General features: G+C 51.6%; 13 protein-coding genes. 3 read left to right on the top strand and 10 right to left on the bottom strand.

The window, feature by feature from the left end:
- Positions 1-211 precede the first annotated feature (211 nt).
- Complete coding sequence (locus HYD27_RS16880; protein WP_219217066.1) at positions 212-769, bottom strand: polymer-forming cytoskeletal protein; 558 nt, start codon at positions 767-769, stop codon at positions 212-214.
- A 516-nt stretch (positions 770-1,285) separates the two neighbouring features.
- On the opposite strand from HYD27_RS16880, the gene HYD27_RS16875 reads away from it, so the two are divergent.
- Positions 1,286-2,242, top strand: coding sequence for a serine hydrolase domain-containing protein (locus tag HYD27_RS16875; protein ID WP_219217064.1), 957 nt, complete (start codon positions 1,286-1,288; stop codon positions 2,240-2,242).
- Here the strand turns inward: HYD27_RS16875 and HYD27_RS16870 are convergent.
- The 6 genes from HYD27_RS16870 to HYD27_RS16845 all read right to left on the bottom strand — a co-directional run bounded on the left by HYD27_RS16870 (position 2,223) and on the right by HYD27_RS16845 (position 8,104).
- On the bottom strand, positions 2,223-3,008 hold the full coding sequence (locus tag HYD27_RS16870; protein ID WP_219217063.1) for a class I SAM-dependent methyltransferase: 786 nt from the start codon (positions 3,006-3,008) through the stop codon (positions 2,223-2,225). The genes HYD27_RS16875 and HYD27_RS16870 overlap by 20 nt on opposite strands.
- A gap of 25 nt (positions 3,009-3,033) precedes the next feature.
- Complete coding sequence (locus HYD27_RS16865; protein ID WP_219217060.1) at positions 3,034-4,107, bottom strand: GerAB/ArcD/ProY family transporter; 1,074 nt, start codon at positions 4,105-4,107, stop codon at positions 3,034-3,036.
- A gap of 33 nt (positions 4,108-4,140) precedes the next feature.
- Positions 4,141-4,365, bottom strand: a complete 225-nt coding sequence (locus HYD27_RS16860) for a hypothetical protein (protein WP_219217057.1) — start codon at positions 4,363-4,365, stop codon at positions 4,141-4,143.
- A complete protein-coding gene (locus tag HYD27_RS16855; RefSeq protein ID WP_219217055.1) occupies positions 4,362-5,564 on the bottom strand; it encodes a Ger(x)C family spore germination protein in 1,203 nt (400 codons plus the stop codon). The genes HYD27_RS16860 and HYD27_RS16855 overlap by 4 nt, the downstream gene beginning before the upstream one ends.
- A 2-nt stretch (positions 5,565-5,566) precedes the next feature.
- Positions 5,567-7,066 (bottom strand): spore germination protein, encoded by a 1,500-nt coding sequence (locus HYD27_RS16850; RefSeq protein WP_219217053.1) that lies wholly within the window; start codon positions 7,064-7,066, stop codon positions 5,567-5,569.
- A gap of 822 nt (positions 7,067-7,888) precedes the next feature.
- The gene (locus tag HYD27_RS16845) at positions 7,889-8,104 is read right to left on the bottom strand and encodes a hypothetical protein (RefSeq protein WP_219217049.1); all 216 of its coding nucleotides are present in this window, start codon (positions 8,102-8,104) and stop codon (positions 7,889-7,891) included.
- Positions 8,105-8,261: 157 nt separating this feature from the next.
- On the opposite strand from HYD27_RS16845, the gene HYD27_RS16840 reads away from it, so the two are divergent.
- Entirely contained in the window at positions 8,262-9,599 is a 1,338-nt protein-coding gene (locus HYD27_RS16840; RefSeq protein WP_219217048.1) for an MFS transporter, read from the top strand.
- A 55-nt stretch (positions 9,600-9,654) separates the two neighbouring features.
- Complete coding sequence (locus tag HYD27_RS16835; RefSeq protein ID WP_219217046.1) at positions 9,655-10,410, top strand: PIG-L deacetylase family protein; 756 nt, start codon at positions 9,655-9,657, stop codon at positions 10,408-10,410.
- Between the two features lie 489 nt (positions 10,411-10,899).
- On the opposite strand, the gene HYD27_RS16830 is transcribed toward HYD27_RS16835, so the two are convergent.
- The 3 genes from HYD27_RS16830 to HYD27_RS16820 form a co-directional block, all read right to left on the bottom strand.
- Positions 10,900-11,772, bottom strand: a complete 873-nt coding sequence (locus HYD27_RS16830; protein ID WP_219217044.1) for a tetratricopeptide repeat protein — start codon at positions 11,770-11,772, stop codon at positions 10,900-10,902.
- A gap of 26 nt (positions 11,773-11,798) precedes the next feature.
- A complete protein-coding gene (locus tag HYD27_RS16825) occupies positions 11,799-12,758 on the bottom strand; it encodes an ATP-binding protein (protein WP_219217042.1) in 960 nt (319 codons plus the stop codon).
- Between the two features lie 417 nt (positions 12,759-13,175).
- Positions 13,176-13,913 carry an alpha/beta hydrolase gene (locus HYD27_RS16820; RefSeq protein WP_228745180.1) on the bottom strand — a complete coding sequence of 246 codons (738 nt, stop codon included), beginning with the start codon at positions 13,911-13,913 and terminating at the stop codon, positions 13,176-13,178.
- Positions 13,914-13,915 lie beyond the last annotated feature (2 nt).

Raw genomic sequence — 13,915 nt, 5'->3', positions numbered from 1 at the left:
TCAAATTCCGCTGTTCCTCCAGCAAAGCACAACCCGCAGGTTCAGCACGATGACCACATCTTCAACTTACCCCCAACTTTATACACACCTTATCCACAGCAAAAGTAATTCATAATTTCCTAAACAAATAAAAAAGCCTGCAGCATTCGAACCTTGATGGGGTCCGGTCTACAGGCTTTTATAATATATTCTAAATCATATAAGGGCTCAATTATTGAACGGCTGTTTCTCCGGTCACTTCACCGTCAAGTACAGCTGTTGCTTTCACATCTTCGCTCGCGAAGTACAGGTTGCCGTCAATTGTTGCTGTCTTATCAAGACTAAATCCGTTGGCTTCCACATAAACGTCGCCTTTGATGGTTCCGCCTTGGACTTTGAAGTTTTCACTCTGCACTGTAATCTTTGGAACAGTCAAATTAAAGCTGGCAGTAATATTGTGGTCCTCGTCTTGGGTGTACAAGGCCAGCTTGCGGTAGATTGCATTCTCGGCAGCGCCTTTATCATGGAATTCACCGGCAACAACCACATCGGTGTCAACTGTCAGGTCATTCAGAGTTGCTACGATCCAGGTGCCGTCTGCACTTAATGCCTTTACAAAAGCATCCGCTTGGTTAACGATGGATGCTGTGCTTTGAGCATCTGTCTGCTCATTCGCTGCAGCTGGTGATGGGCTAGCCGCCCCATTTGCATTCTCATTATTATTTCCACAACCCGACAACAACGCAATTGCCACACCTGCAACCAATAATCCTTGTGCTAATTTTTTCATTATATTTCCCCCTCTTTTTAGTATATCCATAGTATATATTAAAATTTAATAATGATAACGTGATAAATTTCACAATATTGTGTCTTTCACTTTTAAATCAATAATTCCCATTAATATGGAAATAAAGGCACACCGGAACAAGCTGCTCTGAGGATTCGGTTGTTTGACCAAATGTTCCAGTCTTATTGTTCCTTGCTCTTGACCGCAAAGCTGCGGACCTTCATCCATTTCCCCGCAACGAACTCGTCAACGCTTCCCGTCTTCGTTCTGACGCAAAATGATACTCTTTGGACATTCATGTGCCTCCTGCGGTGTTCATTTTTCCAATCTTCATCCATAGCATTTCAGATCGTACATACCTTCCAGCTTATCCAATCAGTGCGACTAGGAATTCATAATAAAAAGCTGCCTTGAGCAAATCAGGGCAGCTTTTACTTTTGCTGCAGTTTTCCCGCAGCCGGCTTGGGGTATTATATCAACCAATGGTATGATATCCCTTGTGAGAGGATGAACCGTATGAAACCGACTTCTTTAACTGCCGCCGTTGCCCCGCTGAATCTGAGAAGCTGCCTGATCAGCCTCAGGGGCGGGCTGAGGTTTGAGCATTACAGAGATGGCCGCACAGCTTCAGAAATGGCCAAGATCAACTCCTGCACCAAAAGCGTGCTCTCTTCGCTGATCTGCATCGCGATGGACAAGGGCCTGCTGCCCGGACCTGCTGCCGGAGCAGCCGGATTTTTCCCGCAGCTCCGCCGGGATATGGACAAACGCAAACAGGAAATTACGCTGGAACAGCTGTTAACCCTGTCTGCCGGCTTTCGCTGGACCGAGTTCGGCGGGCTGAATTCCTTCCCCAAAATGACCCGTTCCCCAAATTGGGTGGAGTATGTTCTGGAGCAGCCGCTCGCGGACGATCCCGGAACCAGAATGGAGTACAATTCAGGGGTCTCGCAGCTGCTGTCCGCCATTCTGGTCCAAGCCTCGGGAATGACTACGGCAAGGTTTGCCGAGCAATATCTTTTTGGGCCTCTGGGAATCACGGAATATCAATGGGAGGCTGATCCTCAAGGCATACACACCGGCGGCTTCGGCCTGAAGCTCAGACCTGCCGACCTGCTGAAATTCGGACAGCTCTATCTGCAGCAGGGGAACTGGGAGAAGACACAGATTATTTCCCGGAGAAGGGTCGCATGTTCGGTGCAGCCCGCTCTGGCGGCCGAGCCTCCCCGCCATGGCGGATATGGCTGGCATTGGTGGACTGATTCCATACCACTCCGTTCAACAAACGGTGAGCCGGCGGCCATGGACTATTATTATGCCCGCGGGTACGCCGGGCAATTTGTGTATGTCCTGCCGGAGGCGCAGTCTGTTGTCGTTCTGACCCGGGATAGCAAGCGCGGCAAAAACAACCCGCCCCCGGACGTATTCCGCGAACATATTGCGCCTCTGCTGGTCAGTCCGGACGGACTTTAGAGGCCTGCATATACGCCGCTTCCCCTGTGAAGCCAAGCAGCTCGCCGCCGTCTTCGCGGATGCTGAAGAAATCCCGTGTTCCCTGCGGGGCCTGAAGGAAGGCGGCCTTCACGCGTTCCTGCTCCGGCTGCGCAAGACCTGCCCGTTCACACCAGTCGGCAAAGTTAAAAGGCTTGGCAAAGCAAATCAGCGCCTCCAGCCGGAATCCCGAACGCTCCAGCAGCTGAATCCATTCCGATTTCGGCAGAGCACGGACATGGCTCGGATCTCTCAGCTTCTCCACCTCATTGTAGAATCCGGCCAGTGCTTTGTCTTCCGGGGCAACATTGTCAATCAGCTGGAGCCTGCCTCCCGGCTTCAGCACCCGGCCCGCTTCGGAGATGAAGGCCGGAATATCAGGGAAGTGATGTGCTGCAATCCTGCAGGTTACCAGCTCGAAGGAAGCGGCTGCGAATGGCAGCGCCTCGGCGTCTCCCCTGATGAAGTCGACATTCCGATGACCGTTTCCCTGAATAAAGGCAGCCGCCGACTTCAGCATTTCTTCGGTCAGATCATAGGCTGTAACCTGCTTGACCAGCGGAGCCAGCGCATTGGCCACATGGCCGCCGCCTGTGGCAATGTCGAGCACTTTCATGTCCCGGTGAGCCTGCGAGGCGGAGACGAGCAGCTCCAGATCTGCTCCCTTGGCATGAAGGGCACTGCTCACATACTTCCCGGCATTTTTGGCAAACTGCTGCTGCACCTGTTCTTTGATCCGTTCGGACATCGGTAAAATCGCCTCCTGCTTGGTTTTATTTATTTCTATTCCTTAATTTATGGGCAGTATACCATATCAGCGGGCACAGGAGGTTAAAGAAGAATACGTTCAAATACCAAATCTCATTAAGCTCGGCTATGACAGAAGAATTGTCCCAGACATTCATGGCCAGGGTAATAGTTACCAAAGCCAGCGGCGGAAGCAGAGCCAAATGCTGCTTGAGCCCAAATAATTCGGCAAATCCTAGAGCAGAGATAAAGAGCGTGAGAATCAGGCGGTAAAAGATAACGATGAACCAGATGACCGTCACTACAGTTTCGATACGCTCATAGAAGCCTCCTATGGTAACGGTTTTGGCAGCAAACTGGCTTGCATAGGGAATATTGGGAGGAATACTTTCCCCAAGGACCGCTATTATGAGCACGGTCAATAACAGCAAGGCGATGCCGGTTATCCACGTACTGTGAATCAGCGCCTTCTTGTAGGACTGCTTGTTTTTTATGAATGGAGCCAGAAAGAGACTTAAAGCCACCTCACTGTAAGGATAGGCCATGAACATTGCTGTCCCTTTAAATAAAGGCTCAGCTCCCTGCTCAAACATTGGAAGAAAGCTGCTCCAATCCGCCCCAGGCAAAAGTGAAAGCAGCAGCATCAACAGCAGCGCAAAAACGATGGGAAAGGTTATCTCCGCGGATCTGCTTACTGCGGTAAAGCCTTTATACAAGGAATACACCAGTGCGAACAGGATCAGGGCGTAAATCGCCGGCGGCGGAGTTTCTATATAGAGATCGTTGCTGGTAAAGTCGCCCAAACTGCGGAGCGTTAATATATTTATGAGAAAGGGGACAAAGATAATGTATAGGGCCAGCATGAGTTTGCCGGCTGCTTTACCCATGGCCCGCGTTAAGAAGACTCCCACAGAGTCACCGTTCATTTGACTGAAAATCGCCACAAATAAGGGGAGAATCAGCATTTGAAGCAGCATGCCGAGCAGAATCGGGACCCAGGCATCTTTTCCTGACAATCCGATTAGCATGGACGGAAGCCCCAGCAGCGCACTCCCCCAATAATGCAATGTAAGCAGCATGGTCAATTGACGAGAGCTCACCTTTCTCCCCCTTTCCAGTTTGAATTTCTTTCGTTAACCTAACCCCAACACCCGGTTCAATTGCTGGAGCAGGCTAATAAACGGCCTTAATAGATCCGGAACGATCCAGTTCTTCGCAGACATAATGCATAAGCCAAGCGCAAGGGCATACAAACCGTATACAAGCACCTTATCCCGGACATTTCCACGCTTTCCCCGGAACTGGCGGATTTGCCATATCCACAGCAGCACATTAGCCGATATCAGAAAAACATTCATTCTGTCTTATCCTTAAGAGGCGGATTGACGATTCTGCCTCTTCCCTTGATCAGGTAGTCCACAGCCACCTTCACTTCCATTCCCTCGAATTTCTCATTCCAATTGTCATGCCATTTTGCCCAGTATGCAGGGTATTTCTGGTGGAATTTAATCCCGAAGCCGAAAATATCAACGCCAAAATCGCTCTGCACTTTGCGAATGCCGGCTGTGATCAGCTCCTCCGTTCGTTTGGCGGATTGCACCCTCATATTTTCCAATGTCTTTCTGCTGTTCAAATCCAGGCTGCACTCCACCTCTCCAATATTGGCCTCTATCCTGATCTTCACGGTGGCAGAGGGAACCCCGTTATGCAGCTCCGGAATAATCCGGGTCTGCGACTGCAGCACCTCCATCACAAAAGCGCCTTCCTTATCCGGACACTCCACCCGGCCCACCGTGGATTTCACTTTTCCGGTCACATAGTTATAAGCTTTGCTGTCACTCTCATTCAGCCAGCCTAACAGTACATCGTCCTTTAAGACGCCAATGCCTCTATATTCAAATTTCAGCGGACTGTTGATCGATTCCACATTTTCTTTGGTTTTCCCCTTTTCCAGGTTGCCGACTAAATGCAGTCCGGTTAATACGGCCTCTTGCCCTTCCAGATCGAACCACTTCATCAAATCAAGCAAACGCACCGCCGAGGTAGGCGCCCAGTTTTTTTGGGACTCGTTCAGCGAATCAAACAGATCTCTGGCAGGAAGGCGTTCAAGGGGAGTCATAATGGACAAGGCATCATACGCAGTTCCGCCCCGGACGATGGCAACATCAAAATTCGGTCTTGTTTCATGATCCCTGAACAGGAAATCCAGAGGCTTGCGGAGTCCTTCCCTGGCTATAGCTTCGTCCACCAAAAGCATGCTCAAATGGGACATATAAATTTTGCGCGGCAGCTTCGTCGTCAGTTTGCGCAGAGCCTCCATTATAGTAACTGCCTCCGTATCCACCACCAGTGCCGGAGGTCCGCTATTCCCTCCGCTGCTGGCAGCCGCCATACTGGGTGCGACAATCTGCACCGTCACGCGGTAGCCCTTGTCGGTCCGGTCAATTCCAAGACCGATGGCTACAGCCAAATCGCCGAGCTCCTTCCGGCTCCAGCAGCCCGGCAATATCGTTGCCATCAATGCCAGCACACAGATCAGCATTACCAGTCTTCTCATGCTTAGACCCCATCCTTGGCGCGTTTATTCCGCGAGCTTGTCCAATAAGGACTGCGGAAAACACCGTCTACCTGTTCCTTCTTCAGATAAGGCGCATAGGGACGCATATAAGGCACTCCTAAAGACTGCAAGCTGCATAAATGTACGATAAGAAGAACGAACCCGACGGTTATGCCAAATATTCCAAAGGAGGCGGCCGCACCCATGAACAAAAAACGGATCAGCCGGATGGAGATCGACATATTGTAGGCAGGGATCACAAAGCTTGAAATCCCGGTAATCGCAACCACGATAACCATCCCTGCCGAGACGATGCCTGCGTCCACTGCGGCTTGTCCTACGATCAGCGTCCCGACAATGGATACGGCCTGGCCTATGTTGCGGGGCATGCGGATTCCCGCTTCACGGATAATCTCGAAGGTAAGCTCCATGAGCGTAGCTTCTACAAATGCCGGAAACGGCACGCCCTCCCGCTGGAACATGATGCTCAGCAACAGCCGGGTAGGCAGCAAATCCTGATGGAACGTCGTAACGGCGATGTAGAGGCCGGGAGCAAAAATACTGATGATAACTGCGGCAAGCCGCAATATACGGATTAGACTGGCGAACAGATAAGGCTGATAGCTGTCCTCCGCCGACTGGATAAAATCCAGGAACAAGGAGGGGACAATTAGCACAAACGGGGTGCCGTCAACTAAGATTGCGACTCTTCCTTCCGCAAGTGCTGCTGTAATGCTGTCCGGTCTTTCAGTATTGCGGACCACCGGAAATACCGTGTATTTATTTTCCTGCAGATATTCTTCGATATATTCTCCTTCCAGCACCTCTTTCAGCCCAAGCTCGTCCAACATCGCCCATATCCGGCCCAGTACCTTATCGTCTGCGAGTCCTGCAATGAACAAGATGGAGATATCGGTCTGGCTGTTCAGTCCCACAGAACGTGTAACAATACGAAGACGTTCGTCCTTCAGTTTTCGGCGGATCATGGTGATATTGGTGCGGAGGTCATCCGTAAAAGCCTCCTGTGGCCCGCGGATCACCGTTTCTGTTTTGGTTTCTCCGATTCTTCGCTTCTCATAGCCTTGAATCGCAAGGGATAATCCCTGATCATACCCGTCAATGAGCAGCAGCAGACAGCCGGACAGGATATCCTTGACCGCTCCCGCCAGGTTCCCGGTCTTTCTGACCTGGCTTGCAGTCAGAATTTGACCGCTGAAATATTCCGGCAGGCTGCAATCCTCCGCGACGGGCTCCGCTGCCTGAATCGCCGGAATAATGGACTCCTGCAGCACCTGGCTGTCCACCATACCGTCCAGAAAGATTAATTGAATGCGGCATTCCCGCTCCATAATGCTCCAATCAAGCCGGAGGGAACGGATGCTTACATCGGAGCTCCTGCCCAATCTTTTACAGATCAGCTCGGTATTAAAGAACGCATCGCTGCTCAAAGGCTGTTTATGGGGATCTTGCGGCTGATTTGTTTCCCGTTGGTGGAATTTCATCCTTCGTGTCTCCTTGCTGCTGATGTCTGTTACTTATGAAGAGTAGTGTTGCCTAATAAGGTTTATTTCTAAACCAAAAAAGCTCCCTCTCAGCCAGATAGGCAAGAAGGAGCAGATCAACTATGTATGCACAAATCCCCGCTAACCTTAATATATAAGGCAACGGGGATTTATGTGGTGATCACTGTATGCAATTCAATCATTTCCTCCAAGTAACAAGCCATATCCTTGACATGGTGTTTGTTCTCATATTCAAATTACCGTATTGCCCGTCCTTCTCCTGCCGGAGTGTTAATCCATGTCCTGCATATGGGGGTGAATTCCCGCGTACACGATTTCACGAAAAACGTTTTCACGGACGTTTTCCCTGCTGTGAACTCGTCTTAGTACGCTTCGCTAACCTTTTTTTGGTGGAATCACGCTCTTTCTTCCGCAGGATCACTCCTGCTTCAATGAACAGCTTTTTCCTTCAATAAAGATTTGCTTTGGTTTCCCGCATCCCCACGGTCTGCCGAAAGATGTTGTCACATCCATCCTTCTACCCGCAGCCGATTCCGGCATGCTTCGCTAACTCAGTACATTGGATTCTCTCCTTTCCCGAATTCATTGCTAAATTTAGGAATGAGACAGTCACCTGGGATAACCACTTCCGAGTGTTGCTGTGGTTCCTGTGGTGATGTCTACATTCTAATACATTATAGATAAAATTTAAAACTTCAAAGAATTGTATATTTCCGCCTATTTCCCGATATTCCTTGATTTTCACATTCTATCATGCCGAGTCTAAGAAATGCTGCGCTTTATGCGATTTTGTTTGCGTTTTCACTTCCAGCTTCTGTCCCGTTGCAGCAGCGAATGTGACATTGTCACAGTTCCCGGCGCCTGGATGTGATAGAATGCATCTGCCGCACTATCCTTCGCTGCAAGGAGCTGAATACTGGGCCGGAATACCTGCAATATCTGCTGATAAGGATTGCTATTCTGCCGCACATAGCTGCGGAACCATTTCTTGCGCATGGGCTTCGTGTTTTCCGGCATAATGATTCCCCCTTCTGCCCTCATTAATCTATTTTATATGAATAATCAAATTTTGGAAGTAAAAAGGGATAATCCGCTTGCAATAAAGTGATAAATAAACATAATTAAGAAGAATCGGATTCTATGAATCTGCTCACAGAAAAGAGGGCGGGGCCGTTTGACAATTAAAGTATCTTTGGCAGAAAAAGTGGTGTTCTCCGGCGGATTGCTGGGCCAAAATATGCTTTACAGCTTCATGTCGATGTACATACTCTTCTTCTACACGGATTTGCTGGGCATTCCCGCAACAACAGCCAGCGTCATATTGGTAGCCGCAAGTATTATTGATGCCTGCCTGGACCCGGTAATGGGGATGATTGCTGACAGAACCCGCTCCAGATGGGGGAAATTCAGACCTTACCTGCTGTTTGCCCCTTTTCTCATCGCAGCTGCCACCGTTCTCTGCTTCATGGACTTTGGCACTTCCTCCACGCTGACCGTGGTTATTGCAACGATGTCTTATCTGCTGTGGGGGATGCTGTACACAGTCTGTGACACTCCCCTCTGGGCGCTATCCTCCGTAATTTCCAAGAATCCGGCAGAACGGACCCTTGTCGTCACTTTGGGCAAAATCGGCGGAACCATCGGTGCGGTAATTGTCACCATCGGGGGGATTCAGCTCCTGCTCGCGTTCGGGGGCGAAAGAAGCACCGCCGCTTATCTGTATTCTGCGGTGACCGTAGCGGTCATTGCCGCGCTGTCCATTTTTCTGACCGGAATCGTCTCCAAAGAAAGAGTGGCTCCATCCACGGAGCGGATTTCTTTCCGCAACAATCTGCAAACTGTCTACAAAAACAAGCCGCTGCTCACCCTGCTCGCCTCCCTCCTGATTATCAACTTGGTTACCGGCATCAGACAGAGCGTTCAGCTTTACTATGTGATTTATGTCTGGGGAGATGCCGGCTATGGCACACAGGTCGGAATCAGCCTGGTTGCCGGCATGCTGCTCGGCATGATTGCAACGCCCAAGCTGCTTGCCCTTTTTTCCAAAAAAAGTGTGTTTGTCTCCTCCTGCATTCTCGGCAGCATTTCCTGCCTCGTACCCTATCTCTTCGGGGATCAGAATGTTTTGTTTACGCTGGTGTTCTTTGGAATCAGCTTCTTTTTCTCGGGGATGACAACCATTGTCAGCACATCGATGCTCCTGGATACGATTGATTATTCGGAGTGGAAGCTGGGTTTCCGGGGGGAAGGGATTGTATTCTCCACGAATACCTTTATTACTAAATTCAGCGGAGCGTTGTCCCGGTTGATAATCGGGGCCACTCTGGGGTACCTGAACTATGCGGAGAACCAGCCGGCTACCCCAAGGCTTCAGCAGGGTCTGAGCTTTGTAATGTTTTTGCTGCCCTCCATCTGTTTCCTTGCCGCCATTATCCCGATTCTGTTCTATACGATAAGCGGCAGGCAACGCTCACAAATATTGATAGACTTGGAGAACAGCCGGTCTATGTAGTTCATAATTTTAATAATTCCAAACCGATTACATTTAGCCAAAGGAGCGATTCAATATGGATTCATCCACACTGTACAGCCTGATGGCCCCTCCCGATCTCAAGGAATGCCGCAAAATATTGTGCGTGCAGCCGCACCCCGACGACAATGAGGTGGGGATGGGCGGAACGATTGCCGCTTTTGCGGAGATGGGCTGCGAGATTCATTATTTAACGGTGACGAATGGAGATTTGGGCAGTCTTGACGACCGGCTGCCGCCTGCGGAGATCGCGGCAATCCGTTCGCAGGAGCTGGAGGCGGCGGGACGCTCGCTCGGGGCCTCGGTGTTCCACCAACTGCCGCATGGAGACGGCACTTTGGAGCAGGTTCCGGCTCTGGCGGCGGAGATTGCCGGGATTATCCGCACCGTGCAGCCGGATGCGGTATTCTGCCCCGACCCCTGGCTCGCTTATGAAGCGCATTATGATCATATCGTTACCGGCCGCGCAGCTGCGCAGGCCTTCCTGTCCTCCGGACTGCCGTTGTATCCCCGCGGGACATGCACACAGGCCTGGCAGCCCAAGGCAATCGGGTTTTATTTCACCTCTGAACCGAATACCGTGATCGATATCACCGACTTCTTTGAAGGGAAATTCGCCGCCATGGCACTGCACAGCAGCCAGTTCAGCGAAGAAACGCTTGCGCTGTACCGCTTGTACTTCAAGGAGAAAGGGCGCCAGCTGGCTGAGGGGAAGGAGTTTGAAATCGGGGAGGGGCTCAAGGTGCTGTCATCCCTGCATCTGCACTGCTTCGTGGATGCAAGGCTAGTATAGCCTTGTCTTCTGCAAATGCTCAAAAGGCATATTAATCTGCCGATGCAGGCCGTCATTTAAAAGAACTGATCAGGAATTCTCCGCTTATTAATCCTTGCTCTATTCCCTGCATGCGTTTTTCCAAACCATATGAGCTAAATGTGCTAAGCTGAATGTTCATGAAACACAATGAGGGGATAGGGAAGGAAGCGAAGTGGAAAAAGTAAACCTAAACTCGCTGAAACCGGGGCTGCAAAGGAGGTTAGTGGGATTTTGTACACCTAATTTCAGCCCAATTGCCCATTACGGGTGTTTTCAGCAGAAATAGTGCTACTTTTTACCACTAACAGTCTCTTCTTCGCCAGATGAGTTTAATTAGTGCTACTTTTTACCACTAACGGTCTCTTCTTCGCCAAATGAGTCCAATTAGTGCTGCTTTTTCCCGCTAAAAGGATGGCTGCCCTTTGCACCAATTTTTCATATAGAAAGATTTATAGTTTTCATACACATTCAGGAGCCTCTTCGCCGCCAGCCGAACACCTGCACATGCACGATGCCTTTCGTTACCCAGTTTGCCAGCACGTACAGCACAATGAACAGCAGAACCAGCGGCCTGAACAATATCCAGGCGAACATCCAGGCCAGGATGATCTGCCAGCGCTTCATGCGGCGCACCAGCCGCGTCGGCCACAGAAAAATCCGGAACAGCTTCTGCCGCTGCTGCAGCGCCTCCAGAAATTCATCCTGAAGCTGCCTGTTATCCGGGCTGAGCCTGACGGCATTCTTCATGTAGACTTCCTTCAGCTTATAATCCCCGCGCTGCCCTGCCGCCCAGGCCAGATACAGCAGCACATAGGCATTCTCGGCATCGTACCCTGCGGCCACGGCATCCACTCTCGCAGATTCGGCCATATTGCCCAGCAGCGCCTCCGTATAGCTCAGCGCAGCCAGATATAGCGGATTCTCCGGCCTCAGCTCCAGCGCCTGCAGCAGAAGCCCGCGGGACTCCTTGTATTTCGCTTTTTTATTGAGCCGGTTCGCCTGCAGAAAATAATAATGGGCTTCGTAAGGATCGACGCGCATGGCCTCCCGCAGCGTCTCTTCCAGCGCCTTCTCATTGTCCGTTTCGTAGTAGACGCAGACACGCACGTACCAGGCCAGCTCATGCTGCGGCTCGCGGAGAAGGGCTTCCTTGGCCCAGTGCAGCGCCTTCTCATATTCATTCATCAAAGAGCAGATATGCGCCATAAGCGCAAAGGCATCCGGGTCCTCCGGCTCCTGCCGGAGCAGCTGCTCCGCTTCCGCCAGCGCTTCCTTATACCGTTTCCAGCCTATCAGCTGATGCACCGCCGCAAAAGCGGTCTGCCGCGAATCCTTCTCCACTGTCTGCACCTCCCTTTTCCGGGCCGCTATTTGATTCCGTGTTTCTTGGCATAATCCAGCACTATCTGATAGTCGCGGTTCACATCGCTGAAGGTGGCGTAATTCTTCGCCGTCGAGAACCACTCCAGCGTTGTCGCCTTGCGGGATTTCGCGGCCTTCTTCATATCGCCGTAGGTGATCGGCTGGATCTCCCCCGTTTCGAATGTGCGCTCCATCGCGGATTCTACCGCATCGCTGACAATCTGCTCCAGATCCGCCCCGGAAAAGAACCTCGTCTCTGCGGCAATCCTGGACAGATTTAAGGCTTCCGCGGGCTTCCCGGCCATTTTTAGGCCAAGGATGGTTTCGCGCTCCGCTTCCTCCGGCGGCGGTACAAATACGAGATGGTTGAAGCGGCCGGGTCTGCGCAGCGCTGAATCCAGATACCAGGGGGTATTGGTCGCGCCGATCACAAAAACGTTGTCGTTCTCCGCCTGCAGGCCGTCCAGCTCCAGCAGCAGCTGGTTGACCAGCATGCGGTCATGATGCTGGCGCATCTGATGGCGGCTGCCGCCCATGGCATCCAGCTCATCTATGAAGATAACGCACGGCTTGTTCTTACGGGCCTGCTCGAAGATATTATGCAGATTATTCTCGCTTTGTCCCACGTACATAGCCAGAATCGCCTGCAGCTCAATATGCATGAAATTGGCCTCTATTTCACCTGCCACAGCACGCGCGAGGAAGGTCTTGCCGCAGCCCGGGGGACCGAACAGCAGCAGACTGCCTCCCGCCTCCTTGCCATAGGCCTTGAACAGCTCCGGCTGTTTCAGGGGCAGGATGAAGTTCATCCGGATCTTCTTCTTCACATCCTCAAGTCCGCCCACATCGGCAAAGGTTTCCTTGGGCTTCTCCGACTCGATCAGCGACTGATCGTCTTTGCTGAATTGGATAAGCTTTAGATTTTTGCGTCTCTGTTCCGCTAGTTCATCATGATCATCGGCCATTGTCTCTCACCCCTACAGTTAATGTGTTAAGTCTAGCCTATTTTCATAGGCTTGTTAGCCGCTGATTGCTCCTGCCGTCCGGTGCTGCTCCAGACGGAGCTTCCACGCCTCCCTGGTATCTTGCAGGCGCTGTGCCTACCCGTTTCTCACCCGGGAATAATCTGAGAATGGTTTAAGAGATTATTAACCAGCATTGTCAGCCATTCAATCTTGAAGTCCCGCTCTGCAGGGACGGCATAATCACAGGCTCTGCCTCTTCTAAATGTAACACATCTTACTGCCGCAGGCCCATTTTGGATAAAAGAGCGCCAGGCAGTGCCTGTCTATAAGCCTATACAGCAACTCCCCCTGCCAGGTGACCGGCAGGGGGAGTTGCTGTCCGCTTGCATGTATATGGCATCAACCTACCGATCTCAGTCAGCCTCTTTCCAGCGTGAACCTCAGCAGACGGCTGAGTGTCGCAGGCAGCACAGTGAGATGGCTCTCCTCCGCGAATTTCACCAGCCGTGCCTGCAAGCCATGCTCCGCCAGCGGCTCCAGCCGGGGCAGCAGCTGCTCGGAATCCCTTACCATATGCTCCAGTTCGTCTGCACCTACCGTAATCATGAGTTGCCGCGGCAGCTGCATGTTCGGGTAAGCGGTCAGGAAGGCCTCCAGCTCTGTAAGCAGGGTGTAATCCCCCCACCAGATTGAAGGGCTTCCGGCGGCATAGTGGCTGAATAAAGACGGTCTGGTGAACAGGGCATGCAGGACGAACAGCCCTCCGAGTGAATGGCCAAACAAAGCCTGACGCCGGCGGTCTACAGGGAAAAGCCCGGATATCAGCGGCATAATATCATCCGCCAATACGGCAAGGAAGCTGTCAGCTCCGCCATATTCCGGCCATTCCCGCCCATCCGGCCGCTTCGGCAGCGTGCTCTGCCGGGCGGGCATTGTGAAATCGTTGCAGCGGCGGCTCATATCAAAGGCCTCTCCGGACGGATAGCCGATGCCCACAATAACCACAGGGTCAAAGCCATGCGGCCCGCGGGTCTGCACCCGTGCCGACTCTGCCAGGGTATGAAACACTGCGTGTCCATCCAGAGCGTAGATGACCGGATATCCTTCCGGGGGCGGCTCTCCGGTTGGATGGGACACAAGAATTCGATACTCCAATT

This window comes from Paenibacillus sp. S150, assembly GCF_019352175.1.
Lineage (GTDB): Bacteria > Bacillota > Bacilli > Paenibacillales > Paenibacillaceae > Paenibacillus_AQ.
This window is presented reverse-complemented; position numbering and strand designations above follow the sequence as displayed.

What these genes read in the sequence shown, in the direction of transcription:
- HYD27_RS16850 (WP_219217053.1), bottom strand. Translation starts at nt 7,066, where the DNA reads ATGAAATTCCACCAACGGGAAACAAATCAGCCGCAAGATCCCCATAAA.
- HYD27_RS16870 (WP_219217063.1), bottom strand. Translation starts at nt 3,008, where the DNA reads ATGTCCGAACGGATCAAAGAACAGGTGCAGCAGCAGTTTGCCAAAAAT.
- HYD27_RS16855 (WP_219217055.1), bottom strand. Translation starts at nt 5,564, where the DNA reads ATGAGAAGACTGGTAATGCTGATCTGTGTGCTGGCATTGATGGCAACG.
- HYD27_RS16875 (WP_219217064.1), top strand. Translation starts at nt 1,286, where the DNA reads ATGAAACCGACTTCTTTAACTGCCGCCGTTGCCCCGCTGAATCTGAGA.
- HYD27_RS16845 (WP_219217049.1), bottom strand. Translation starts at nt 8,104, where the DNA reads ATGCCGGAAAACACGAAGCCCATGCGCAAGAAATGGTTCCGCAGCTAT.
- HYD27_RS16825 (WP_219217042.1), bottom strand. Translation starts at nt 12,758, where the DNA reads ATGGCCGATGATCATGATGAACTAGCGGAACAGAGACGCAAAAATCTA.
- HYD27_RS16880 (WP_219217066.1), bottom strand. Translation starts at nt 769, where the DNA reads ATGAAAAAATTAGCACAAGGATTATTGGTTGCAGGTGTGGCAATTGCG.
- HYD27_RS16860 (WP_219217057.1), bottom strand. Translation starts at nt 4,365, where the DNA reads ATGAATGTTTTTCTGATATCGGCTAATGTGCTGCTGTGGATATGGCAA.
- HYD27_RS16835 (WP_219217046.1), top strand. Translation starts at nt 9,655, where the DNA reads ATGGATTCATCCACACTGTACAGCCTGATGGCCCCTCCCGATCTCAAG.